Origin of the sequence: Brucella anthropi (assembly GCF_046630315.1) — a bacterium.
Classification (GTDB): Bacteria; Pseudomonadota; Alphaproteobacteria; order Rhizobiales; family Rhizobiaceae; genus Brucella; species Brucella anthropi_A.
In genome coordinates this window covers 14,958-40,143 of sequence record NZ_LQBD01000001.1, presented here as the reverse complement: position 1 = coordinate 40,143, position 25,186 = coordinate 14,958, and the positions used below count along the sequence as shown (strand labels likewise).

Sequence of the window (25,186 nt, the reverse complement as noted above, 5' to 3'; positions counted from 1 at the left end):
ACAGGCAGCCCCCACCTTCAGGAAAGGGCTTCAGCTGGCATCAAGATAACGTTCTGCAATCCGCGCCCATAGTGCCGCCCCGACGGGCAGATTGTCATCGTGGAAATCATATCGCGGATTATGCAGGAAGGCGGACCCGACACCATTTCCAAGACGCAAGAAGCAACCCGGCTTGTGCTCCAGAAAATATGCAAAGTCCTCGCTTCCGGGAATAAGCGGGCAGGTCGAAACCTTGTCCTCGCCTACAAGCTCCTGTGCAACCTGCGTGGCAAAGATGGTTTCCACTTCCGAGTTCACCACCACGGGGTATCCGTGCTGATAATCGATCTGTGCCGTCGCACCGTAGGACGCGACGTGGTTTGCGACCAGATCGCATATCCGGCTTTCAAGTTGCGCGCGTACCCCAGGTGAGAAAGAGCGAATACTGACACCGAGCGTCACCTCTTCCGGAATGACATTGCTCGCCTCCCCGCCGTGGATCGTGCCGACGGTAACAACGGCAGTTTCCGTGGGGTCGATATTTCGCGAAACAACCGTCTGCAAGGCCATAACCAGAGAGGCAGCCACCATCACAGGGTCAATCGTCAGATGCGGGCGGGAAGCATGGCCGCCCTTGCCGATGACCTTGATGATTGCAGTGTCCGCCGCCGCCATCATCGGGCCGGCACGCGTGAGAAATGTCCCTTCCGGCGCCCCCGGATGATTGTGCAGGCCGAAAATCGCGTCGCATGAAAAGCGTTCGAACAGGCCGTCGGCAATCATCGCCTGGGCGCCGCTGATTTCTCCCGCCTCTTCCGCAGGCTGGAAAATGAGGTTGACCGTACCGTTGAAATTGCGCGTTCGCGCCAGATATTCCGCGGCTCCAAGCAGCATGGTTGTGTGACCATCATGCCCGCATGCATGCATCTTGCCCGGAAAGCGGCTGGCATAAGGCAGTCCCGTCGCCTCCATGATGGGCAGCGCATCCATATCGGCGCGGATCGCGATACTCCTTGATCCCTCGCCAACACGCAGCCGGCCAACGACACCGTGACCGCCGATATTGCGCGTGACCTCATAGCCCCACTGCTCCAGCTTTTCCGCTACGAATGCAGCAGTTCTCGCTTCTTCGAACGACAGTTCCGGGTTGGAATGCAGATGATGACGTATCTTGCGCAGCTCCTCGCTTCGCGGTGCGAGATCTGCAATTTGGGCCAGACTGGATGATTGGGTCATTTTATTCGCGTCCCGCCCTGAAGAGCAGAACCTCCGGACAATAATGGTTGCGGTTTCGGGCGAGACTGACCGACGGGTCAGCAGGCCATCAGATAAATCGGCTCAGGAAGCTGCGTGTTCTGGCGTTTTGCGGATTCTCCAGAACCTGCTTCGGGGTTCCCTCTTCGATCACTTTACCCCCGTCCATGAAGACGACACGGTCGGCGGCTTCCTTTGCGAAGCCGATCTCGTGCGTGACGACGATCATCGTCAGGCCCTGTTCGGCAAGTCCCCGCATTGTCGACAAGACTTCCCCGACCAGTTCGGGGTCGAGCGCGGAGGTTGGCTCGTCAAACAGCATGAGCTTCGGCCTGATGGCCAGAGCGCGGGCTATCGCGACACGTTGCTGCTGCCCGCCAGAAAGCTGGCGTGGATAGGCATTGATCTTGTGCAGCATCCCGACCTTGCCCAGCAGATCTTCCGCTGTCGCAATCGCCTCATCACGGTTATGCCCGTGCACGCCGATCGGAGCCTCGATAACATTCTGGAGGACGGTCATGTGCGGATATAGATTGAACTGCTGGAACACCATGCCGATCCGGCTGCGCTGCAAGGCGACGGCCTTGTTCGACAGCGCGATCAGACGGTCACGCCGCAGCTGATAGCCAATCTGCTCATCGTCGACGAATATCGATCCCTTATCGATGGTTTCCAGTCGATTTATGCAACGCAGGAAAGTTGACTTCCCCGATCCGGAAGGACCGAGCACCACAACAACCTCCCCCGATTGTACTTCCAGATCGATGCCTTTCAGCACCTCGATGTTGGAGAAGGCTTTGTGAACGTTGTGCGCGCGCACCAAAGCCTTTGCGCCATTGGTTGCTTGGGACATCAGGCGTTCTCCTTCGCAAGCGTTTGTGCCGCAGCACCGTCGTTTTGCACCGCTTCACCCCGCTCACCGCGGCTGTAATGGCGCTCAATCGCACTCTGGACAACATTGAGAACCGAGGTGATCAGCAAGTACCAGAGAACGGCAACGAGCAGCATCGGCACGACTTCGAAGGTGCGGTTGTAGATCGACTGGACCGAATAGAGCAGATCGGCCATGGCAATGACGCTGACCAGCGACGTTGCCTTGATCATGCTGATGAGCTGGTTTCCTGTTGGAGGAACGATCGATCGCATCGCTTGCGGGATGATGATGCGACGCAGTGCGCGCGAGCGTGTCATGCCGAAGGCGGCGGCGGTTTCCGCCTGGCCCTTGTCCACGGAAAGCAGGCCCCCGCGAATGATCTCCGCCATGTAGGCAGCCTCATTGAGCGCCAGACCCACAATTGCTGCCGTCACCGGCGTAATCAGATCATTCGTATTCCAGCTTGCAAGCGTGGGGCCGAAAGGTATCGACAACTCCACCTTCGGGAACAGCGTGGACATGTTGTACCAGAAGATCAGCTGCACCAGCAGCGGCGTTCCCCGGAAGAACCAGATGAACAGGCCGGCAAGCGAACTGGCCAATCGATCGTCGGACATGCGGGCAATGGCCAGCAGAAGGCCAAGGACCACACCGATAATCATTGCCACCACTGTCAGCCCCAACGTGATGTAGAGCCCCTGCATCACGGTCGGATCGAAGAAATAAGCGGCGACGACAGGCCACCCGAAATTGGGATTATTGGCGACTATATAGGCAAAGTTTGCCGCAATTGCGATGACAATCGCCCACAAGAACGCGCGTCCGATGGGGAAGGGTTGATGTGCGTGCGCGACGTCATGGACATCGGCCCGATCCGTGCGAAGAGGAGCCGTGCTCATTGCGGGCCCTTCCCGGCGAGATTGATGCCGACCGCGCCAATCATGTTATTCTCAAGGCCCCATTTTTTCATGATCGACGCATAGGTGCCGTTGTCTATCAGGATCTGCAACCCGTCACGCAGCACTTCACCAAGCGGCGAGCCTTTCGGCACCACGGCACCCTGGTAAAGATCGTCAAAACCGTTCTTCTGACCGACAGCCGCCAGCTCAAGCTGGCCCTTTGACTGCTGGATGAAGTAGGTCAATGGCGCCTGAGACGAGAAGAAGGCATCGGCCCGGTTGGAGCGGACCGCAAGGATCGAGGTGGGCTGGTCGGTGTAGGATTGCACCTGGATGGCATCCTTGCCTCCGGCGCTGCACTTTTCCGCCTGTTCCTTGATGACTTTTTCAGCCGATCCGCCTGCCATCACCGCGATGCGCTTTCCACAGGCAGCATCCAGCGAAACGATGCCTTCCGGATTGCCCGCCTTGACGGCAAAGACCACATATTCCCGGACCCAATCGACGAAATCATTTGCTTTCTGCCGGGATGGAAAATCTCCAATCGGACCGAAGCCAAATTGATAGCGACCGGCATTGATGCCACTGAGCAGGGCTGGCAGGCCGCCAACCGTTGCATGTTCGATCTTGATTCCCAGAAGCTGGCCCAGCGCCTCCGACATATCGGCACTTGCGCCTGACATGCTCGCCCCATCGATGATCTCGTAAGGTGGAAACGAGCCATTGTTCACAGCCACCATTTTACCCGCCTTGGCGATATCCTCAGGCAAGCGCGCCTTCAATGCTTCGTTCACCGTCTGCTGCGGAACTTTCACGTCCTCCGCCAGAGCAGCCTGTACAAAAGTACCGCAAAGCATGGCAATTGCCATTGTTACCGTTTTCATATCAACCTCCCAGATGGTTTCCGTCTTGAGTTTCAGATTTTGCTCGAGAAAAACGGAAACAATTCTTCAATAGTCAGCTTTCGCGATAGAATACCTTGAATGTACAGTTCTTCAGCGAAATCATTGATCATGTTCTTGTTCGCCGAAATGCCGCTTTCGTTCCAACTGTCCGGCAAATCACGCGAAACCCTCAGCAATTCTTCGATGATCCACGGCGTTGTTTCTGCATATTTGCGCCGCTTGGCAGTCCAGACCCGCTGGCTTTCGTCGATAAGCGCACCAAGCTCATCGGCAATCCACGGATGCTCGCGAAGAATATCAGGTTTGAGGCCGACAAGATGCATGCCGGGAACATATCCAGTCTCATGGAAATAGGAGAGTTCGGCACCGCGGAAATCAGTCAGTACCTGACGGAAGGGCGAATTTTCGGCAAAATAACCGTCCGGCATGAAAGGCGTGAACACCGCATCGAGAAACCCTTCCTGCAACATGTCCATCATGGGGCGTTCACCGGGCATCGCTTCAATGCGACCGGGACGGCCAAAACCATCGAGACGGTCGGTGACAGGGTGCGCATCGGTCAGACGGCCCGCATACCAATAGGCATCGTCGACACCCACGCCTTCCCGCCGCAGGGCAGCACGCGTCCAGGTATTGCCGGAATCGCGCCACCCCGTAACGCCAATCCTTTTTCCCTTCAAATCTGAAAAAGTTCGGATCGGGCTGTCGCGCCGGGTAATCACGCAACGATGGCGAAAGCCCCGCATGATGAAGTTTGGAATGCCGACGATGCTGTTGTCCCTATCGAAACGCATGGAGGCATAGCGGCTAAAGGACATTTCAAAAGCATCATGCGTATCGTCCCTGCCGGGATCGGAAACCAGCGTTCCAACACGGTTCATAACAATATGCAGTTCAGGCGAATGTACGTCGCCCAGAGCGATGGGCGTCAAATAATCCCAATCCCTCACGGCAAGGCGCAGCGTAACCGGCATTTTATGTCCTCAAGTTTCATCACTTGCACGATATTAAATGTTCATTTTTTCCCGATCAAATGCTATTACGTTACTGAACATTAAATAAGGCGGAAAGCATGTCACAGGATTTCACCCCGGCCTGGTTCTCGGAAAAACTGCCGGACACAACCACAAGGGGTCTTGCGCGCGATACGGCAGCCCTCATTCGCAAGGGCATCCTTCCAATCGGCACCAAGCTGCCGCCCGTCCGCGATCTTGCATTTGCCCTGGGGGTCAGCCCTGCCACACTTTCGGAAGCGTGGAGTGAACTCAGGCGGCAAAAAATCCTTACTGGCCGTGGACGCAATGGAACCTGGGTCAGCGGCGACCGGTTTGTCGCCAAACCCGAGCGTCTTGCAAGCTTCGGTGATTACGGCCCGGACGTCCTCGACCTGTCAAAGGCGGTGCCGGACCCCATGTTGCTTCCCTCGCTGGAACAGGCATTGCTGCACGGCACCCGGGCTGAAAACCTCAACAGCTACGAACGAACGCGCATCCTGCCAGAACTTGAAGAAGCCGTGCGGCTGGATTGGCCATATGAACCGGAAGCCTTTCTGGCGACGAATGGCGGATACAATGCCGTCTACACGCTGCTCCACGCCCTGTTGCCACCGGACGCGCCAGTCGCAATCGAGGACCCAACCGCCATGCGGCTGCTTGATATTCTGGAAGATCTGGGGGTGCCCATCATTCCTGTGCATTGCGATCATGAGGGGCCGCTGCCGGGCTCTCTCGCGGCGGCATTGCAAGAAAAGCCTTCCGCATTTCTCTTTCAACCACGCCTGCATTCGGTTACGAGCAATTGCGTCAGCGCGGCACGGTTGAAGGCGCTGGGAGACATCCTTGAAAACAGCGATGCGCTCATCATTGAAGATGACGGCGTTGGTGATGTTGCCATGGCCCCTCGCCATACGCTCGGAAGCCGCTTTCCGGACCGTGTCATTCACGTCCTGTCTTATTCCAAGTCTCATGGACCTGATCTGCGCCTTGCTGTGCTGTCGAGTTCCAGGGGGATCATCGAGCAGATACAGGGTTATCGCAGCTTCAGTGCAGGCTGGACGAGCCGCATTCTTCAGGGGGCGGTCGCCTGGCTGCTGAAGGACGAACGAACGCAAATGCTGATGAAACATGCACGCCAGACCTATTTTGAACGCGCGGCCAAATTCAAGATGGCCTTGATGGCCAATGGCGTGTCGGCGACCGGAACCGGGGGGCTTTGCTGTCTCGTGCCGGTGACTTCAGAACCCTATGCCATGGTGACAATGGCAGCGCGACGCATTGCAGTGGCACCCGGCGCCAAGTTTTCGGTTCAACCTACCAGCACTATTCGCATAGCAACCAGCATACTGGCTGATTCAGAAATCGAATCTGTGGCTAGCGCTGTATGCGTCGCCGCCAAGGCACGGTGAAGCTATTTCATGAAACAGGCCGCGATGGCACCAAGCTGTGAACCGACACCCTTAACTGGACAGACGGGCCATAACAGGCCCGTTTGTCCGAACTTTGAGATAACTCATTCGTTCAGCAAGGTGGTCTTGATGCTCTTGGTGGGATCCTGACCGAAAGCAAAAGCCTGAACTGCATCTATCAGAGCATAATCATGCGTCTGGAGGTTCTGTTGCAAAATCCGATTGGGACGGAGAGCGGCTTATCGCTGGACGCAGTTATGCTACGAGTTTGGCGAATTGAATAGCCGTTTAATTGATGGGGCTCTCGTTGTTGCAAAGATGCCCTGCTGCTTGCGCATCATGTGAACCAGTCCGATACCGGCAAGCGTGATCCGGGCGGCGGCTTCGGACTTGAAGCCCAGCATCGACCGGATCCGGCGCTTGACACGGCGGTGATCCTGCCCGATGGCGTTGTTCATGTATTTGCTGGATCGGATAGCGATGGGTCCTCCGGCCTGCCGTAACCGGTTCTCCGCATCGCACTGCATGATGGCCATGCGGTTGGTCTGGCTGCCGTCAATGGTGATCCGCTCCGACTTGCCATGGCGCGCCAGAGCCTTGCGCAGAAAGCGCTTCGTAGCCTGGAGATCGCGGCTTGCGGTGAAGTAGAACTCGACAGTATCGCCATAGTTGTTGATGGCGCGGTACAGATAAAACCACGCGCCTTTGACTTTTACATAAGTCTCGTCGAGGTTCCATTTCCGCTTGATCTCGCGTTCTCTCCGATTGAAGCGATCAAGCAGCTTGGGGCTGAAATGCAAAACCCAACGATGCACCGTCGAATGATCCAGCGCAATGCCGCGCTCGGCCATCATCTCCTTCAGATCGCGCTGGCTCAGATTATAAGCCAGATACCATCGTACACATAAAAGAATAACGGATTTATCGAAATGACGGTCTTTAAACATTCTAAATTCTCAGCTTCCGAAACGCTGGAATATTACCACCCGCGTCCTTGACGAAAAGTTTGCAACAGAACCCTTCTCATCACTGCCCCATGCCCGATCAGCGCTTTTAAACTGGCGCAGCGATTACAACGATCATCGACCGCACTTTGGCCTCGGTTGGCTGACACCCGCCGAGTTCGCTCTGTCCACTAACCCGCGACGTGATGCGGTGCTGCGCAGCCTGAATGGCTCTGCACCGCAACCCGCCGCTACCACCCCAAACACAGTAACCCAAAACCGCTGAAGCGAACTCAAAACTGGATAAAACGTGGGGCACGTCAGTTCTCAGCCTCGCAGATGCGACACTTAAATATATTTGTATATTACCTGGGGCTAAAACAAACTATAGCATCAAATTCTCTTAGTTCATCTTCTGTAATATTATGCACTTCTATAAGATTTTGGTTTTTTGCGCCTCCTAGCCTATTAAAATCGATTGATTCTCGTCTTTCTCTGCCCCTTGCTGGCCATTTATTAATAAATTCTAGAGATTTATTTAATTCGTTTTTATTTCTATTTAGGAAATTATTCTGAAGGCGTTCAAGGACTGAATTTCTAGGTACTCTTCTTCTACTTGTGGGTCGTCGGCCCTCATCTCTCGATGACGAGGGGTGGTTTTCAGGTGAGCGTTTGCGTGGCGGACTTTTTTCAGTCCGGGACCGTTTCGGTGCGGGCTCATAATTTGGCCCTGGTTGTTCAGGGGCAAAGTCAGGCTTCAAACGTTGCGCCCGTTCTGCCACCTGATTATCGTTTGTGTCTACATTTGCTGCGTCAAATTCATCAAAGACCGCGGATCTACGTTCATGAAATCTGAAATCATCTTCGATTCTTCGAGATTCTGAGCAGCAATTACCACTTGTGCTCCTCCGGCTGCTGCTTCTTCTATACCAGCGGCGGCGGCGTCAGCTGCGACTTCTCCACCGGCTGCGACGGCAGCCCCTGCTTCTGCTCCCATTGCAACTTCGCCAACACCCGGAACTGCATCCAACGCCATGAGGCCGATACCGATAAACAAACTCAGAATCGGAAAATGCCCCGTCGGGTCGGTATTGTTGATGGGGTCACCCTCGCAATAGGCATAGGGATTGATGCCGCCCTTGCCAAAGGGGCTCATACTGTCCGGCGATGTGAACCGTCGCAGCGATGGCTTATAGAGGCGATAGCCATTTCCGAGTTGATAGCCATTGAGAAGATCGCTTTTGCGTTCGCCATTATAGCCGAGAATACTTGGTGTCTGGCCGCTATTCGTCGACTGTTCACCATAGGAACCATAGGCCATGTCGTAATGTTGCCACGGACTCTCTGAACCCTCGGTGCTTAAGATGGAACCGGTGAGACCGGCACCGTTCAGCCAGACTGTCTTTTCATTATTGACCTGGGCGATCAATCCGGACGGTCCATGAATGAGGCGCACCGTGTCATTGCCGTGTTTCTGAACAGCCAGAGTGGAGCCGCGGTAGAAGAGCGAAGTTCCGTTCTCGTTGATGAGACGGTTGAACGCATCATACTGGAATGAGCCGATCTCGCCCTTGAAATCCACCGACGTTATGTAACCGCAATTGACACCCTGATCATATGTGAAGTTACGCCCTTCATCATCCGTTTTAAGACCTCCGAACTCATCGTAGGTCAGGCTCATAGAGGCGCCCAAATCCTGCCGCGTATGGCTGATGGATATCAGTTGGGTGGGATCTGTCGTATCATAGGCAAAGTTTGCAGTATCGGGGTCGCCTTGAGCGAAGGTGGTCGTCAACTGCACGATGTTGTTGTAGACATCGTACTGGTCATAGGCTTCACCCATGATGGTGTTGCCCTTCCCATCCTTGATGAAATCCCGCCCGTCTGGATAGGAAATCGTATAGGTGGACAGGCGATTGCGCGCATCATAGACATATGCTTCCGTGCGAGTAACAGTAAAGGTTGTGTCTAAAGCCCATTCTTGGCCCCGCTTGAGCGTACGCTTGCTGCACTGGTTGTTTGGATAATACTCTTGTTCAACGAGCCAACCGCCGGTTGCACTATCAAAACGGCGCGTATACTCCCGGTCCAACGCGTCCCAGGTCAAAGTCGTGGTGAGAGTGTTTTTCGTAGGCAGGTCGGTTGTTGTCCATGTCGATGTCCGCCCCAGCGCATCATAAGATAAAGTGAGCTGAACGCAGTTTTCGTCAGAAAGTTTGGTTGGGCGGCCATAGGAATCTGTTTCCTTTACCTCCCATTTGGCGTGTGTAACGTTGTCCTTGTAGCTCCACACCTTTCCCGCGACTGTATACTGGTACATAGCCGTCAGTCCCCCGGAAAATTCCTCCTTCAGCAGGCGTCCCGCCACATCGTAGGTTTTCTTTATATAGTTCGAATTCGAACCGACCGAGCTCAAAGCCGTATCGACGAGCCCGACCTGCATGTTGTCGCTCTTTGTAGAGTATACAAATACCACCCCCTCGGATGCGAAACTTCGCTTTTTCAACTTGCCCCCCAGTTGCGGCTCATACTGGAACTTGACAGTCCTTTTATAGGGCGAGGTGACTGTGGAGGGGGACGTCAGACTACCTGAGCTTTTATCATAGGTTGCCGTCCAGGTTCGGCCGCCCGACATTTGCCGCGAAATCCGTCCGAGCCCATCTACTGTTCGTGTGCCCATGGAAACACCACCAACCTGAATGCCGACGAGCACTTTGGCTGCTGTGTAACGACTATAGGTATGCGTCAGGACCGTATCTATCGAACCAAAAGTGAAGTCATGCTTTGCAGGCTGAGCGTTCATCCCGTAAGCAGTAAGAGTAACCGTCTCTCCGGCAGGGTTGTTGTCACTGAAATAGACGGTCGGTGCTTTGGTACCTCCGGACGCCCCTGTTGACGTCAAAACCGTTCTCATGTCGCCGGAGAACGTTGCATTCGAATCGTCAATTTTCGTAAATTCCGCTTTGCTATCGGCAGGAAGCACATATTTTACCGTTCTTTCCGATGCGTTCCCTGTAAACTGCGCGTAGGCCGAATGTTGTGAACTTCCATCAGCCGGTACGTCATATCCGCCGCCGGTTGCCGCGCTGGTCAAATTTGTCGTGACGACGCATGCAAAATCTTCATGGCCGCTATCTGCTGCAACGGACGGTTTCGTGCGAATGTCGGCCATAGAGGAAGATACCGGATCAAACGTGAACGCTTTGGTCACTGGCCGGGCACCCTTCCCATAAACAGTCAACGTAACCGTTTCACCGGATGGGTTGCTATTGCTGAAATAGACCGTCGGTGCCCAATTGCTTCCTCCTGCAGTCCCAGTGCACCCAGTAACGGTTTTCCCATCAGGCGAAATGATGACGGAGTGTCTGAAACTATCGAAAACCCTTGTAAATATCGCATTGCTATCCGCAGGGAGGCAATACTTTACCGGTCGCCCTGGATCATCCCCCAACAAAAGGGCGTAGGCGGAATATTCTGACGATCCGTCAGCCGGGACAGCATTTTCATCAGATGCTGGAGTATGAATAGATAGAATAGAAGATCCGGCTATGAAGTCAAATTGTGCAGTGCCAACAAATGATGACGCCGTAGCGATCAGTGCTACTTTGCCGGTCTCACCGCTCACAAAACTGACAGGTGGTGTTTCACCTTGGTCATTTGTTTGAGCAGTCGCTGTTCTGCCGTCGGGACCCACGACGACGCTATCCCCTTCAAACACCACGAAGCTGGCGAATTCGCTATCGGTCGTGAACTGAACAGTTTGATTGCCGGGAGAGCCTGTTGGAAGTGTTAGATTTGCGGTAGCCTGGCACCATGAAACGCCATCGGCGATCGGGGTGCTGTCTCCTGTGGGGACAATGGTCAATTTTCCGGTTTCCAATTCCGGCAATATCGTTTTAGTGACACGTCCAAAATAGTCATAACTATATTTCGTCACGCGCCCCAGCTCGTCGCGGGCTTCACGCAGTTGCTTCCAGCCATCGAATATATCGGTGGATATGCTGTACAAACTATTTGAATCTGTTGGCGCGGTCGCCGAAGTGTAATGAAGCGTGTTGATAGAACAGCGCGCTACATCTGCCTGTTGCACCACTCGCCCAGTTTCCGGGCTGCCGTTCTTGCCCTGACTATAAATCGTTTTGGTCAAGAGGATCGGATTTATTATATTAAAATGCTTGATGCCGTCTATTCCTGTGACATAGTCGACCCTTCCCCAATCATCATAATGCGGCGTTGATGTCACGGTGCTGTAAGGCGTTTCCTGTTTGCAATCCTTGTAATCATAGTTCGTCGTTGTTTTCAGCCGACCGGAACTGTCATATTGCCGCTCCTGCATTGTCTGCCATATGGCACCGGTTTCATTCAGCTTGAGTGAACCGGCCAGTCCCTTTCCCACACCGTCGAATGAGGTTTTCGCCTGATTGCTTAAAATGTCCGTTACCGTGATGGTATATGGTATGGTCGCTGCCGTCCCGAACGCGTAGGTCAATGTATGGCTGTCCTCATAATTACTGCCGACGGCCGTTGTTACTTTTGTTACACGTCCAAGTGCATCATATGTCGCCTGGGTTTTGACACCCATTTCGTCAGCTTCTTCCGTCACACGACCCGTGAAACGCGAGGCTGTGCTTGATGTGGATGTTGTAATTTGATCCCATGTCGTGGTTGTGATTCTGGTTGTAAGTGCGTCGTCGGTCAACGTCAGAGAACTTGTTGTCGTGGTCGCAAAACTTTCCTTTGTCTCGGGTTTGCCCGGCTGATACTCCACCCCGTCATTGGGATAATGAGTATCTACAGTAGCCAGCAACTGACCGAACTCACTCATGCTGGTCCCCGCAAGAACTGCGGCGTTGTTGGCGTAGCTATAGGTTGTCGTCTCCTGGAGCGCCTCGGCGGCATGATAAATGCGTTCTTCCGATTTGAAGACCGCGTATGTGCCATGGTCAGGATCGGTGTTTGCAAGCAGATTCGTCACCGCCTGAGGCACATTGTACAAAGTATAACTATATCGGGTTTGTTTTGGCTGCTCATCGCCATAAAACTGATGCGGCGTTATTGTTAAAGACTTGATGAATCGCGGAATATTGTTTGTACGGTTAAAGCTGTTTGGATCAAGCGGACAACCAAACCCCGTGGATGCATCATACGATGTTTCCACATTCGCCGGGTAGTAAACGTATTCTACCTTACCTATATCGGTTTTATTTCCATTTACGTCGACATACGAACCAGACTTACTGTTTATATTTCCAAAAACATCATAGTCAGTATTCTCAATAGCCCGGCTTTCTATTGCAGAGTTCGTATCGCTCAAGGTCATTGTTTGCGATTTCCGACATTGGAAATTGCCAGGCTGGGCTTCAAATCCAATGCCCGGAATGGAGTAGTATTCAATTGATCTTACGACAGAGCAGTTTTGCTTTACGCGCTTTTGTTCCACAAGTTGGTGAAAACAGTTATAGCTGCGCTCGATCCGGGTTTCGACATTATGGTCGTCAAAATGGGTTTCAAGCGTATGATACCGATAGCTTCCATCTGAACAATTATACAGCGCATCCAGGGTAGGATTACGCGCAAAAATGCCTGGAGCCGCGTAACCCAGAAAATTATGGCTATTTATCAGATCATATTTGTAATTCACGCGGACCATTGGCTGGCCAGCACCGGGGACTTTTGTGAAAGTGCGCACATAGGGATATAGCTTGCCCTGCATGTCAGCGCGCATGGCCGGAAATCTGTGTCCTTTGCACTTAGCGTAATCGGCAAATTCAGTGAACCCGCCTGGATAGGTCACGCTTGACGCTATCTGCCCCCATGATCCGAGGCAATCCAGGTTTGTATATCCGATGCCCCATTCCAATCCTTCGTCCGCATCGCACCTGATTTTGGTCAAGTGACGGTTGTCGCCATAAAACAGATAGACATTATAGCCCTCAGGATTTGGCGAGTTTGCGGTAGCTGTTTGACGATCAGGAAGAACAGCAATCTTTGCAGTCGCGTTCAGTGCTCCGGGATAGGTGATCGAAACAAGTTTACTGCCATTTTCGTCGACGATAGAAAGCAGCCGCCACTGGTTTTCAGTGTAGGCCCAGTTCAACGTAATAAAATGCCCCTGTGCGGAAACGATTTTATACGGCACCTTCAGGGTATTCGCCGTATCCGATTTGGTAAGCAGCTCAAAGCTGCCGTCTCGGTACATGACCTTGTAATATTCACCCTTGATCTTTTCGAAAGAAACTTCCTTGAGCTTTGCATCAAGCGGGACGACACTATCGTCACTCTCAAGAACTTTATATTGCGACCCGCTGGAAAGAGACAATATCGTCGAACGCTGGTCATAATTGGTAAAACCAAACCCAAATCCGGCGCCAAAGCCCAAGTCTGTCTGGTTCATGGGCGAATAGCTGAGATTCAGCGGTACATGCGGGCCGAGACCGTTATTGGCAATCAACATTCCCAAGCTGATACTGATTGTAAACTGACCGGTGCGCGGATCGACATTGCCTTTGACCGACCCGATGAAATCAGTAGCTTTGGTATAGATTTGAGAATATGCATTCATAAAAATGGCTCCGTAATTTCATTAAAAGCACAAAATGCCCTTGAGATGCGTATGCTCTCTTGCGCATTACAGTTTATCGCTTTGAAGTATCCCTTGGGCCGACATGAACGCACCGGAACCGCTCTCTGCGTCATGGGCTTCATCCATTTTCAGATGAAGCCCATGTGCATCCCGGTTAACCGGGAACATCTGCCTTCCTTTACGTCGAGACCAAACGCAGACGTAGCCCTTCTGGTGTGATTGGGAGCAGCTTTTTCTTGCCCTCGGCCTTTGCCCCGAAAGCGCTACTTTTTCGACTACAACAACATCAGGAGCGTTTTCTGTAATTTATATATTTATTTACTTGGAGGCGTATTAAATACACTGGCAATATCACGCCCATAATCAAAAACCCCAGCAGAAACCTTTATTCTGCTGCCATCTGGGGTTAAACTGAATAAACCACTATTTCCATATTGGTCAAATAAAGTTATACATACAGAATTTGCGTATGCTCCAGTATCGCTACTATATACAAGGTCAAATACACTAAAACTTAGACAATTTGATTCTACAGAAGGGGATATAGGGTAATTTGACGGCCACCATACTGTTGGTATTATAGCTGTACTTGTACCTGGCTGCCATACATAATAATAAAAGGAATGATTACCGGCATGACTCCATTTACTAAAAAAATCATTTACCGCAGACCCATCTACTTTATTATCACTTTTATTGTTTGCCCACATAAATATACTTTTATGAGGTCCATACGAGCTTTTAAACCCAGGAATACTTTCATTAACCAAATAGTCTGTTAAATGTAAATTATCTATATTAATTCTAAGACGATAATTCCAATAAAAATGATTTTTATCTGCCTGTCCACTATTGACATCTTCAAAAACCATCTTTGACTGGTCAGCTAGTGAAAATGGGGGGATTACCCTGAGTGTTACAGTATCGCTTTGCGACAGAGTGCCATTGGCCGGCGAATACGGCCTCAAATTTCCGTATGTAGGCTGGATCATAACTCCTAGCAATATGTCATTAGTGGCAAGGCTGGATGCACAAACATATGCCATTACTTGACTTTTGCTTATACTAGTAGCAACTTTGCTTCCGCTGTCAGTATTCGTGAAGTTATTCGAATTTGACTTGCCTGTCGTAAATGCAGGAACTGACCCCTTATAAGGAGAAGCCGCTCGCGGAACATAGGATAATTTGGTGAAGGGTTTATTAGATTTATCCTGTCCGAAAATTAATGTAACAGATGCGTCCAGTTCAGCTTGCGGAACATCTATATTTTGATTGTTCTCATCCAATGGAGTAAAACTTATGATAACGGGAATCATATTCAAACCGTTTCCATATATCATTCCCATTGATTGCCCGGAAATGAGGGATATAGATACTGATGATGGATTTACATTTTTCCAAACATTGCTCATTACTACGCTCCATATTGAAATATTTGATATCGAATCATTTTCAAGAAGATTTTCTAAAGTATTTTCGTCTATATATTTGCACATAAATTAAGAGCTTATATATACTAATTCGCACTATCCTCTCTGTTATTAGAGCATTCCAGCAAAGATGCAGAGCGGTTTTGTGCAAGATAGCGCGGCATAATAAACACTTAAATACCGTCCGGAAGATTCCATTTTATCTGGAATATCTTTAAAACTTTCAATTACGTCAATGTATATCGTCTGAAAGGCGGTACTTTAATTCTGGATTTACTTTGACGAAAACGATTGAATGGCAATATAATTTTGAGCGCCACGAGACGCCGCACTGATCGCTTCCCCCGTATAGACACTGTCACTGAGAGTAATTTTATAGCCAATCGTCAAGGATTTCAGAGAAACATCATTGCCACCTGAAACTGTAAATACTTTATAATATGAACCATTTAAATTACCGTCCGGCACCTTATCTGATTTTTGAACTATATTTAGTCCATTATAATCGTCTTCTTGCGTGTAATAATTAATTACACTTACTTCGATGTTTTTATTTTGTGGAGAGACGATGGCTCCGGTATTATCGCATATAGAGAAAGATATATATATGTTAACTTCATTTCCTCTCTCAAATGAAACACTGTTTCCAGAAACTCCTTCTATCGAGAAATCATATACTATAATATTGCATGGAGTGGCAGTCATATTAAAATCCTATTTTAGGGAAATATAATTACTCAATATCTATCATTCGCATGGGAAAAGAAATTGGCACTTATTACAGGATAAGTAATGGGCATTATCGCTGTTCGTTTGGTAACTCCGTATCACTCCGACTTCGAAACTAACTCGCATTTTCGTGATCGTCCGCTCAATCACTTGGTCTGGCCCCAGAAAGCATAACAAAGGCGATTATCGCTTTTCCTATGTGGGTGATTATGGATAGGGTGGAAGCGCATGCTGAGCCCCACGTCCTGTTATAGGCCCGACTGTCTCATTGGGGTTTCGCGATAATCACTGAATTGCTCGCCATTTCAACCGGACAGTCGGCATAAGCAGAAATGTTCAAGCACAGGCTGGCGTCTAACGAGTATCAACACGCCAAATTGATGATGGGAGATATTCGTCGCAAGCCGCATCAAGAGACATATGTTTATCGCCGTGCCGAGGGGAGAACGCCAAGCTCTCCACGATATCGTGGGCTTTTCGTCCGCATCAGCGAGATTGGCTTCGTAACGCCGCCTGCATAGATCACATACGCTTTCGACCTTCGATCCAATCCGGTAGCTTCTGGTCCAGCCCCGTATAGGAAAACGTCGGATTGGGCGTCGGTCGAGCCGCGACAACAATCTGCACTTGACGAATTTCTCCAGTCTTTGGGTTGATGAGAGGCACGATCTGGTCAGCACCGTCCATCCGCATCGTCACCCAGCCTTGCGCCGATTGCTATAGATCGACGAAGCTTTACGCTCAACGACCGCGAAACACACGCAAATCATGTGCAGCCATAACCATCCGGGTGCGCGGGGCGATACTCCGGTCACGGCAACGTCAGCGCCTCTGCGCTATGCTTCAGTTACCGCGTAACATCGTTGGAATCCGGCCCTGCATGTCTTTCGGTCGTCGGTCGCCCCTTGAATAACAGCTTCTCAAGCTTGCCGTCCGCATCATGGGCCATCGGAATCAGCCAAATGAAAAGGCCAACTCGGCGCGCCCGGTGCGAGTGTGGGGCAACCCCGCCTTTCCTATTCGAAGGCGCCCTGAAACCGCACGAACTCTACCAGATCCTTTCGCCGACCTTCCGCGTATTACCGAAAATCCTACCCACGGATTACCGAAGAACGCAATCGACTACCTCCCAAGGCCGCGGCTTGCCATGGAAGCAGATGATTTTTGCGGTCTTCGGTGTTTTTAACTGGCAATCAACCTTATGGGACACAATTTCCCCAGGCAATACATTCTGCCAACGGTCCATATCCGTCCAGATTCCTTCCAGGAAGCCCTGATCGCCCCATCGGGCGCGCGTTACGCATTCGCGCATATGCATTTGAGGAGAAGCGATCCACGCCTGCCATGCGCGTTTCGCGGCGTCCGGCGTTACAAGCATCAGACCGCTGCCAATATGCTGGGGGCAATAGAAATCTGACAGGACTGTTAATCGCTGTCTGGCACTGATATTGGCTAACGATCCAATTATCGTGCTGTCGAGATCAAGATAGAGGAATGGTTTATCAAATAGTCCGGGCCGGAACATTTCCATCTTTGACCACCAACCCGGCCATCCATATAGGAGTTTGACGTATTCAATGTCCAACTCGACGTCGGCGAGGCAAACAAATTTTAAATCTGGTGCGTGCTTTTGGGCCTGAGCGCACAGCCTGTAAACATGTTCGGGCTTATATTCCCCTCCACTTTTAAGAACAGTAACCAGAAACAATGATGAATCCTATCGGAGATATTTGAAAATGATTATTATTCAATAAACATTGATATAATTATTGATAGATATTTATATTAAGAGATGTATCATTTTAAATTTATTTTGATATTCGTTTAATAGCGTCATTGAAATCTATCTTCTCATAGGCTGATAGCGTCGAAATTGAACTGCAATTGAAAACTGTAACATTCGCTTGTCGCAATACGCTGCTGGCATTGTCGATGCTGTTACCCCAATGAATAAGTTGCGATTCCGTTGGATTTGCTAATGAATCTGGATGGGCGCCATGCCAGTGAAATCCGTGACTGAGTGTAAAATCATACCCGACAAGCAGTATTGTCGCGCACCCCAGGCGCGCAGCTACATTCAACGCCGCAAACCCGCTATTGCCACCCCATCCAATGTATTTTCCATCAAGTTGCATTTGATTGCTTTGAAAGTGACACGGTACATATCTGATCCGCCACTCTCTATTTCGGGTTACCTGCCAATCAGTAGACATTTTATAACCAGAAAACTCACCGCATCCTTCGTAATGTTTCCACCACTCCTCGTCTGCTGCAAACAAAGCGTCCGCCCAAGGCGCCAATTGCCATGAGTTGTTAATTGCAATGAAACGGGCTTGATCCTTTGCAAGCTCCAGAGGGACATCTTTGGCCGAAGGTCCCGACGCTACAATTACACAAGTGGTACCCGACCAATTCTCCATACAGGCAAGCCTCATCATCTACCTGTGTGAGTTTTCTCACCATTCCGTGGCTTCTGGAACTGGGAAGGAGCACAGTGTAACCACCGCTTTTCAACGGCTTACCGTAGCTCGACAGTGCTTCTTCGACCGCCTCGACACAGAACGCCGTCTCCAGCGTAATCGACAGCTTCCAAGACAGAACGCGGCGGCTGAACCAATCGACGACGGCGCAGAGATAAACGAAACCCCGTGCCATCGGTATATAACTGATATCCATCGCCCAGACCTGATTGGGCCGGGTGATGGCGAGATTTTTCAGAAGATAGGGATAGACCTTGTGTCCAGGCGCAGGCTTGGACGTATACGGGCGACGATAGATCGCCTCAATGCCCATCTTCCGCATCAGGGTCCGAACATGCAGGCGGCCGACGTCATGGCCTTCTGCCTTCAAAAGCCCTTGCAGCATCCGGCTCCCGGCAAAGGGATAATCCAGATGCAACTCGTCGATCCGGCGCATCATAACAAGATCGGCCGCACAGGCCATTCGCGGCAGGTAGTAGACGCTGCCACGGCTGATGCCGAGTATCCTGGCCTGGCGGGAGACGGAAAGTTGTGGTTCCGGTCGATCATCGCTTTCCGCTCAACAGTCCGGCCTTGCCGAGCGCGCCTGCTAAAAAATCGTTCTCCAGTGTCAGTTCGCCGATCTTGGCATGCAGGCTTTTGACATCGACAACTGGCTCAGCGGCTTCTTTCCGACCGTCATCGAAGACATCGGCTGCGCAATCGAGCAACTGATCTTTCCACTGCTTGATCTGGTTCGCATGCACGTCGAACTGCCGCGCGAGTTCGACCATTGTCTTCTCGCCCCTGATCGGGGCGAGAGCGACTTTCGCCTTAAAGCCCGGGCTATGATTGCGGCGGGGTCGTTTCGTCATCTTGGCTCCTGTCCCCGGCATACTGCCGTGTTCAAAAGCCGAAAGCCACTTATCTCAACTGTTCAATTTTCCCGAACCACCTCTCACCTCAATAAATTCTGCCCACTATCGCAATAGAACTCAGAAGAAGCGAATTCTTTGCGACAAAGCCACGAGGCATGCACCTGCCGAAAACGCCGAGCCCGCGCGACCTTAACGGCTTTTGTTAACGTCGCGCCCGGAATTGTCACTGGATGAGGCGACCGCCGTCAATGACAAGATCGGCTCCATGAATCATGCGGGCATCGCTTGAGCCGAGGAACGCAATCGCCGCCGCCACGTCGCACGGTTCGACGATGCGCCCGGACGGGTTCATTTTTGAGAAGGCTTCACGCGCTGCGTCTTCCGTTCCGAACTGCCCGGCTGCTTTGGCGGCCACAAGCGGTGTCCAGACATAGCCCGGATGCACAACATTGATGCGCACATCATGACCATTGCGCGCGGCCGAAAGCGCTGCATGTTTGGTGAGAGAGCGAACCGCACCTTTCGACACGCCATAAGTGCCGTTATCAGCAGATCCGGTATAGGCGGCCAGTGAACCCAGATTGACGATTGCCGCCCCTGCCCCTTGCTTCATTGCTTTCAATGCGGCCTGTGTTCCGAGTAGAACCCCGTCCAGATTGACCTTCAGCACGCGGTGAAACTCGTCGAGCGGAATATCGGTAATGGGCTGTGGTACGGGCGTTATCACGCCTGCATTATTGACGAGCAGGTGTAAGGCGCCACTTTCAGCGAGGATGGTATTAATCGCCTCGTCCCAGCTTTCCGCCGAACTGACGTCAAGCGTAAGTACCTTCGGAAGTGTCACGCCCTGATAGGTTTGCGCAATCCGCCCCGCGTCATCGGCAGTCAGATCGGCTAGATAAACAATTGCACCCTCTTCGGTCAATCGCCGACCGATGGCCAATCCCATGGCGCCAAGCCCACCGGTTACCAAAACCACCCTACCATGGTAGCGCGCGAGTTCTGTCGTCTTTGACACTTGCTTCATCCTTGAGCATGAGAAATCTTTCATGGGGCGCGTCTTGCCGCCCCATGTCCGCCCGCCTTAACTGGCAAGTCTGTTGGGTTACGATGTGTGGCCGAGATAAATTTCCCGGATGACTGGACTGGTGGCTATTTCTTTGGCGCTGCCCGTATGCACCACGCGTCCGGTATCCATCACGCTTGCCGTATCGGCATGGAGCAGCGCCTTTTCCACCAACTGCTCTACCAGAATGATCGCAGCACCTTCCTTGGCGAGCTGCGCCGCAACGTCGAGAATGCGATCCACGACGATTGGGGCCAATCCGCCCGAGGGCTCGTCAAGAACGAGCAATTGCGGCTCGGCAAGAATGCCCTGACCAACCGCCAGAATCTGCTGCTGACCACCGGAGAGCGAAGACGCAGGATCGTTCTTCTTGGATGCCAGTTCAGGAAAAAAATGGTAGATGCGCTCATAATCGGGCTTTTTACCGCGTTTTTTACCGGGATATGCGGCAACCTCAAGATTGTCCTGCACCGTCAGCGAAGGAAAAATGCGGTGGCCTTCCAATACCTGGATCAGCCCAAGCTCGACGATCCTTTCAGGGCTGGCGTTCGTAATATCCTCGCCACCAAAACGAACCTGGCCGCTACGCTTGCCGATCAAACCGGAAACCGCGTGAAGCATGGTGCTTTTTCCGGCACCATTGCGCCCGAGAATGGCGTGGAACTCACCGGCATGGACCCTGAGCGACGCGCCGGTGACCACGGGCGCCTTGCCATAAGCCACGCTCAGATCTGTGATTTCGAGCAACGGCGTGCCGTTATGCATCATTGCCATGCTCTTAACTCCCCAAATAAACGCGGACGACTTCCGCGTCGTTGCGCACTTGATCAGGCGCACCTTCCGCCAGAACCGCGCCCAGATTGAGCACGGTGACGTGATGGCTCAAACGGAAGACAAAATCCGTGTGGTGTTCGACCAGGAGCACGCCAATGCCCGCCTCTGCCACCGACTGGATAATCTGTCCCAGATATTCGATCTCACGACCCGTCAGCCCCCCCGCGGGCTCGTCGAGAAGCAGCAGCTTGGGCCGGATCATCAAAGCGCGGACGATTTCAAGAAAGCGCCGCTCGGCATGTTCAAGATGTTCGCACCGCCTTCCTGCAAGATGCCCAAGACCCGACGCATCAAGCAGCGCCTGGGCGCGTTCGCGCATCTCACGTTCCTCACGTTTGGGACGCGGCATATGCAGCGCTGTTTCAATGAAACCGGCCTGAACTGCGCCCCAGCCACCGAGCATGACGTTGTCGATAACGCTTAAAGAGGGCAACAGCCGCGGTTTCTGAAAGGTTCGCGCGATGCCGACGAGTGCACGGGCGCGCACGTCAAGGCGGCTGATATCCTGGCCGTCAAGCACCACGGCGCCGTCATCAATCATATAGTAACCGCTGATGAGGTTGAGCATGGTGGTCTTACCCGATCCATTTGGACCGATCAGCCCGTGAATCTGGCCAGCCTGAATGGAAAGCGACACAGTGTTGACGGCTTTCAATCCCCCGAAACTTTTGGAGATATTGCGCGCTTGCAGGATGTCCGGGCCCAGAATGCCGGTGCTTTTTCTTATTGTAGGATTGATCATGTTCATATCAGGCATTCTCCTGCAAAAGGGCCGTCAATGCAGGCATGTTGGGCTCTTGGGCGCCGCGCTGATCATCTGATGCGCTCTTTCCGAAGATATTGCCGAGATGATCGTTGGCCCAGACACCGAGCCCCTGCGGTATTGCGAGAACAACGGCGAGCAAAATGCCACCATAAAAGAACGCAGTGTAGCGCTGCATCGAAGCGAATACATCGGGGATCACGGCGAGCAGCAGAGTGCCCACCATTGGACCGATGATCGATCCGCGCCCCCCAATGATAATCGCCGTGAAGAACATCAATGAGACATCGAAATTGAAGGCTTCGGGCGTGATGTGGCTTTGAGCTCGGGCGAAAAGTCCGCCTGCAACACCTGCACAAAAACCGGAGAAGAGGAAAACCGTAAGCTTTGTACGGAAGATAGACACCGCAACGCTTTGGGCAGCCACTTCACTGTCTCGAATGGAAATCATCGCGCGGCCCCACATGCTGCGAACCAGGTTCCAGGTCATAACCGTCACGACTGCAGCGATGCCGAGCGCCAGCCAGTATTCCCCGATTGTGCGCTTGAATGGCGCGGGAAAGGCCGGAACCGCAAGCCCCACCGTGCCGCCGGTAAGACTGGAGAAGCCGAGCGCCAGTTCCACCATGATAAGTGCAAAGGCAATCGTTGCGAGCGCGAAATAAAAGCCCGGAAGCCGCAGCGATGGTAGGCACAAAAGGCCTGCTGCAAGTGCTGTCACGCCACCAGAAGCAATCAGCGCCGCATAGGGGTGAAGCCCCAATTTGCCAGCGAGAATAGCGAACGCATAGCCGCCAATGGACAGAAGACCGACATGGCCGATGGACATCAGGCCGACATAACCGACGAGCAGGTTCAGACCGGCAACGATAATCCAGTAGATCAGAACCATTTCTCCAATGCGGAGCAGATAGCGATCATTGGTGAGAAAGGGGAAGGCGACGGCGAGGCCGAGGCCGATGAGGGCGAAGAGAAGGCCCTGATGTGATTTCACGTTCATACCTGGCGTACCCGCTTCTTGCCGAACAATCCCGAAGGGATAAAGGTCAGGAGGATGACAAGCGTCCCGACTGCGATGGTTTGCTGGAATTCCGAGCCGAAGACATAAGCGACGCAGGTGGTGACTACGCCGAAGATGATACCGCCCGTCAGCGCGCCGATGTTGGAACCGATCCCGCCAATTGCGAGCGCGATGAAGCCGTTGAGCGTCAGCGTCAGGCCAAGAGCAAAATAGGCATAGGTGAGCTGTCCGGTCATGAACCCCGCCAGCGCGCCAAGCGCACCAGCAATGGCATAGGAAAGCGAGCGCATGCGGGTTGCCGAAATGCCACGTGCGCTGACCGCAAAAGTATCGTCTGCAAGCGCCACGAAGATTTTGCCGATAGCCGTCTTGCGATAGAACAACGCAAGCCCACCCGCCATGAGAAATGCCGTCACAATCGGAAGCCAGTATTTCTGGTCCAAAATGCCCGCATAGTCTTGTGGAATCAGCCGAGGGAACGGTCTCGGCTCTGTTCCCCACCAAAGCGCCATGCCTTGCTGGACAATCGTTGCAACGGCAAGCGTGGAAAGAATCCAGAGGTGGTCATCTCCGCCATTCATTGTACGGCGAATGGCGACAAGTTCCGTCAGCCAGCCAAAGATAAGGCCAACGACGATAACCAGCGGCAGCGATGCCCAGATCGGCCAGCCGAGATCGCCGAGTGTCCAGGCGCCAACAATGCCGCCGACCATGGCGAACTGTCCAGCGCCCATACTGAGCACCTTGGAGGTCGAGTACATCACGTTGTAGCTTAAGGCCACCGTGGCGTAGAGGCACCCCAGGGCGAGCCCCGAGATCAGAACGAGAAACATGGTTTAGTCCTTTTGGTGACAGGCTCCGCGCACTGCGCGGGAGTCCGCCGAATCGATCAGGCCAGTGTGAAGCCGCCGTTCTGGAACGAAGAAATCGTGAAGAGTGCGTATTCGTCCATCGACAGTCCTTCCCGGCTGCCCGGACCGAAACCGACCTTGCCGAACACCGTTTCCGTCGTTCCCATGGTTTCGAGAGCCGCGATTACGGCATCGGTCTCAACGCTGCCGGCTTTCTCGACGGCAGCAGCCCAAAGCTTGGTCGACGCATAGCCAAGAAGTATCCAGGTGATCCCGTTCTTGAGCTGCGGTACGACAATCGGAGCCTGCTCGGTCAGCAGGGCTTCAATTCCGGCGGCAAACTTGCCATTGCCATCCACCGCAAGATGACGGAAGCCCACCCCGACCGCACCGTCGAGATATTCTTTCTTCACGAGATCAGTGATCTGAGCATTCAGCGCAATCGGTGCGCAGATGGCAGGAATATCCCACTTCTGCTCACCGCGCGCCGTCAGCACGCGGGCCATAAAGGACGACGCAGCCGACCAGACCAGAAGCACATCAGCGCCGCTGTTGCGCGCCTTGATGATGTCGTCGCCCAAGTCCACCTTGTTGGCGTCCAGCGTGCCGACATAGACTGGCTCAATGTTGCGCGCCTTCATCTTTTCAAGCGCGAGATCGCGGCAGAGAACGCCATAAGAAAGATTATCGACGAACAGCGCGATCTTCTGTTTCTTGTAGTGATCGAGAGCGAAGGTGATACCTGCCTCGATCTGCTGTCCAGCAGACCCGCCAACGCGGAAAATCGTGGGATAGACTTCCGGGTCGATCACGTGATCGATCAGCGCCGTCGGCATATTGATCGTATTGGCTTCGGCGATGAAGTCGCGGATCGGCATCGCTTCCCCGGAGGTGTTCGGCCCGAAGAGCACATTCACCTTCTCGGAAAACAGAAGCTCCTGCACGAAATTCACTGCCTTGCCCGGATCGGCAACCGTGTCGCGAGCAACCAGCTCCAGCGGACGTCCAAGCACACCACCCTTGGCATTCAGTTCAGCAATGGCCGCCTTATGGCCGGCGTCCTGCGCCAAGGCGCCAGTTGAATAAGGACCGGAAAGCGCGGCGAACCAGCCGATTTTCAATGGATCGGCCGTAGCCGCACGGACAGCAGACTGGAAACCAGGCAACAGTCCAGCAGCCATGAACCCCGCGCTGGACAGCAGCAGGTTGCGTCGATTGATCTGCATAATTATCTCCCATATAAACTCCCGGCGGGTTTGGGATATTGAACCTTCAACTTCAACCTATTTTCGATTAGAGTTCACCTGTCGAAC

At 52.6% G+C, this 25,186-nt stretch carries 19 protein-coding genes and 1 pseudogene; 2 read left to right on the top strand and 18 right to left on the bottom strand.

Translation table 11 applies throughout. The features are described 5' to 3' along the window. Positions 1–30: 30 nt before the first annotated feature. The 5 genes from AVM02_RS00140 to AVM02_RS00120 all read right to left on the bottom strand — a co-directional run bounded on the left by AVM02_RS00140 (position 31) and on the right by AVM02_RS00120 (position 4,885). On the bottom strand, positions 31–1,215 hold the full coding sequence (locus AVM02_RS00140; protein WP_411504995.1) for a M20 aminoacylase family protein: 1,185 nt from the start codon (positions 1,213–1,215) through the stop codon (positions 31–33). A gap of 88 nt (positions 1,216–1,303) precedes the next feature. After that, positions 1,304–2,086 carry an amino acid ABC transporter ATP-binding protein gene (locus tag AVM02_RS00135; RefSeq protein WP_411504994.1) on the bottom strand — a complete coding sequence of 261 codons (783 nt, stop codon included), beginning with the start codon at positions 2,084–2,086 and terminating at the stop codon, positions 1,304–1,306. Next, positions 2,086–3,006, bottom strand: coding sequence for an amino acid ABC transporter permease (locus AVM02_RS00130; protein WP_411504993.1), 921 nt, complete (start codon positions 3,004–3,006; stop codon positions 2,086–2,088). Before AVM02_RS00130 ends, AVM02_RS00135 begins: the two co-directional genes overlap by 1 nt. Next, positions 3,003–3,890, bottom strand: a complete 888-nt coding sequence (locus AVM02_RS00125) for an ABC transporter substrate-binding protein (RefSeq protein ID WP_411504992.1) — start codon at positions 3,888–3,890, stop codon at positions 3,003–3,005. Before AVM02_RS00125 ends, AVM02_RS00130 begins: the two co-directional genes overlap by 4 nt. Before the next feature lie 32 nt (positions 3,891–3,922). Continuing rightward, positions 3,923–4,885, bottom strand: a complete 963-nt coding sequence (locus AVM02_RS00120; RefSeq protein WP_411504991.1) for an ABC transporter substrate-binding protein — start codon at positions 4,883–4,885, stop codon at positions 3,923–3,925. A 98-nt stretch (positions 4,886–4,983) separates the two neighbouring features. Here AVM02_RS00120 and AVM02_RS00115 point away from each other — a divergent pair, with 98 nt between their 5' ends. After that, positions 4,984–6,315, top strand: a complete 1,332-nt coding sequence (locus AVM02_RS00115; protein WP_411504990.1) for a PLP-dependent aminotransferase family protein — start codon at positions 4,984–4,986, stop codon at positions 6,313–6,315. Positions 6,316–6,575: 260 nt separating this feature from the next. On the opposite strand, the gene AVM02_RS00110 is transcribed toward AVM02_RS00115, so the two are convergent. Continuing rightward, entirely contained in the window at positions 6,576–7,262 is a 687-nt protein-coding gene (locus tag AVM02_RS00110) for an IS6 family transposase (protein WP_411504989.1), read from the bottom strand. On the opposite strand from AVM02_RS00110, the gene AVM02_RS00105 reads away from it, so the two are divergent. Continuing rightward, positions 7,261–7,545 (top strand): integrase core domain-containing protein, encoded by a 285-nt coding sequence (locus AVM02_RS00105; RefSeq protein WP_411505290.1) that lies wholly within the window; start codon positions 7,261–7,263, stop codon positions 7,543–7,545. The two genes, AVM02_RS00110 and AVM02_RS00105, sit on opposite strands and share 2 nt — an antisense overlap. Positions 7,546–8,058: 513 nt before the next feature. Here the strand turns inward: AVM02_RS00105 and AVM02_RS00100 are convergent. The 12 genes and pseudogenes from AVM02_RS00100 to AVM02_RS00045 form a co-directional block, all read right to left on the bottom strand. After that, positions 8,059–13,821, bottom strand: a complete 5,763-nt coding sequence (locus tag AVM02_RS00100) for an RHS repeat-associated core domain-containing protein (RefSeq protein WP_411504988.1) — start codon at positions 13,819–13,821, stop codon at positions 8,059–8,061. A gap of 335 nt (positions 13,822–14,156) precedes the next feature. Continuing rightward, positions 14,157–15,254: a hypothetical protein gene (locus tag AVM02_RS00095; RefSeq protein WP_411504987.1), complete on the bottom strand. Its 1,098-nt coding sequence runs from the start codon at positions 15,252–15,254 to the stop codon at positions 14,157–14,159. Positions 15,255–15,545: 291 nt separating this feature from the next. Beyond that, positions 15,546–15,977, bottom strand: a complete 432-nt coding sequence (locus tag AVM02_RS00090; protein WP_411504986.1) for a hypothetical protein — start codon at positions 15,975–15,977, stop codon at positions 15,546–15,548. A 1,126-nt stretch (positions 15,978–17,103) separates the two neighbouring features. Then, entirely contained in the window at positions 17,104–17,709 is a 606-nt protein-coding gene (locus AVM02_RS00085) for a hypothetical protein (protein WP_411504985.1), read from the bottom strand. 100 nt (positions 17,710–17,809) lie between these two features. Then, the gene (locus AVM02_RS00080; protein ID WP_411504984.1) at positions 17,810–18,280 is read right to left on the bottom strand and encodes a hypothetical protein; all 471 of its coding nucleotides are present in this window, start codon (positions 18,278–18,280) and stop codon (positions 17,810–17,812) included. Positions 18,281–18,515: 235 nt separating this feature from the next. Beyond that, positions 18,516–19,335 (bottom strand): annotated as a pseudogene (locus tag AVM02_RS00075) (IS3 family transposase); the annotation flags it as partial. Positions 19,336–19,561: 226 nt separating this feature from the next. Next, positions 19,562–20,356, bottom strand: coding sequence for an SDR family NAD(P)-dependent oxidoreductase (locus AVM02_RS00070; RefSeq protein WP_411504983.1), 795 nt, complete (start codon positions 20,354–20,356; stop codon positions 19,562–19,564). A gap of 87 nt (positions 20,357–20,443) precedes the next feature. Beyond that, complete coding sequence (locus AVM02_RS00065) at positions 20,444–21,169, bottom strand: ABC transporter ATP-binding protein (RefSeq protein WP_411504982.1); 726 nt, start codon at positions 21,167–21,169, stop codon at positions 20,444–20,446. A gap of 13 nt (positions 21,170–21,182) precedes the next feature. Next, positions 21,183–21,986, bottom strand: coding sequence for an ABC transporter ATP-binding protein (locus AVM02_RS00060; RefSeq protein ID WP_411504981.1), 804 nt, complete (start codon positions 21,984–21,986; stop codon positions 21,183–21,185). Position 21,987: 1 nt separating this feature from the next. Further along, positions 21,988–23,001: a branched-chain amino acid ABC transporter permease gene (locus AVM02_RS00055; protein WP_411504980.1), complete on the bottom strand. Its 1,014-nt coding sequence runs from the start codon at positions 22,999–23,001 to the stop codon at positions 21,988–21,990. Beyond that, positions 22,998–23,855 carry a branched-chain amino acid ABC transporter permease gene (locus AVM02_RS00050; protein ID WP_411504979.1) on the bottom strand — a complete coding sequence of 286 codons (858 nt, stop codon included), beginning with the start codon at positions 23,853–23,855 and terminating at the stop codon, positions 22,998–23,000. Before AVM02_RS00050 ends, AVM02_RS00055 begins: the two co-directional genes overlap by 4 nt. 56 nt (positions 23,856–23,911) lie before the next feature. Then, positions 23,912–25,099: an ABC transporter substrate-binding protein gene (locus tag AVM02_RS00045; RefSeq protein ID WP_411504978.1), complete on the bottom strand. Its 1,188-nt coding sequence runs from the start codon at positions 25,097–25,099 to the stop codon at positions 23,912–23,914. Between the last annotated feature and the right edge of the window lie 87 nt (positions 25,100–25,186).

Excerpts from the sequence above, each read along its gene's own strand:
- AVM02_RS00055 (WP_411504980.1), bottom strand. The coding sequence starts at position 23,001 with ATGAACGTGAAATCACATCAGGGCCTTCTCTTCGCCCTCATCGGCCTC.
- AVM02_RS00135 (WP_411504994.1), bottom strand. The coding sequence starts at position 2,086 with ATGTCCCAAGCAACCAATGGCGCAAAGGCTTTGGTGCGCGCGCACAAC.
- AVM02_RS00065 (WP_411504982.1), bottom strand. The coding sequence starts at position 21,169 with ATGCATAACGGCACGCCGTTGCTCGAAATCACAGATCTGAGCGTGGCT.
- AVM02_RS00100 (WP_411504988.1), bottom strand. The coding sequence starts at position 13,821 with ATGAATGCATATTCTCAAATCTATACCAAAGCTACTGATTTCATCGGG.
- AVM02_RS00110 (WP_411504989.1), bottom strand. The coding sequence starts at position 7,262 with ATGTTTAAAGACCGTCATTTCGATAAATCCGTTATTCTTTTATGTGTA.
- AVM02_RS00050 (WP_411504979.1), bottom strand. The coding sequence starts at position 23,855 with ATGTTTCTCGTTCTGATCTCGGGGCTCGCCCTGGGGTGCCTCTACGCC.
- AVM02_RS00095 (WP_411504987.1), bottom strand. The coding sequence starts at position 15,254 with ATGAGCAATGTTTGGAAAAATGTAAATCCATCATCAGTATCTATATCC.
- AVM02_RS00090 (WP_411504986.1), bottom strand. The coding sequence starts at position 15,977 with ATGACTGCCACTCCATGCAATATTATAGTATATGATTTCTCGATAGAA.
- AVM02_RS00140 (WP_411504995.1), bottom strand. The coding sequence starts at position 1,215 with ATGACCCAATCATCCAGTCTGGCCCAAATTGCAGATCTCGCACCGCGA.
- AVM02_RS00125 (WP_411504992.1), bottom strand. The coding sequence starts at position 3,890 with ATGAAAACGGTAACAATGGCAATTGCCATGCTTTGCGGTACTTTTGTA.
- AVM02_RS00060 (WP_411504981.1), bottom strand. The coding sequence starts at position 21,986 with ATGAACATGATCAATCCTACAATAAGAAAAAGCACCGGCATTCTGGGC.
- AVM02_RS00045 (WP_411504978.1), bottom strand. The coding sequence starts at position 25,099 with ATGCAGATCAATCGACGCAACCTGCTGCTGTCCAGCGCGGGGTTCATG.
- AVM02_RS00115 (WP_411504990.1), top strand. The coding sequence starts at position 4,984 with ATGTCACAGGATTTCACCCCGGCCTGGTTCTCGGAAAAACTGCCGGAC.
- AVM02_RS00120 (WP_411504991.1), bottom strand. The coding sequence starts at position 4,885 with ATGCCGGTTACGCTGCGCCTTGCCGTGAGGGATTGGGATTATTTGACG.
- AVM02_RS00130 (WP_411504993.1), bottom strand. The coding sequence starts at position 3,006 with ATGAGCACGGCTCCTCTTCGCACGGATCGGGCCGATGTCCATGACGTC.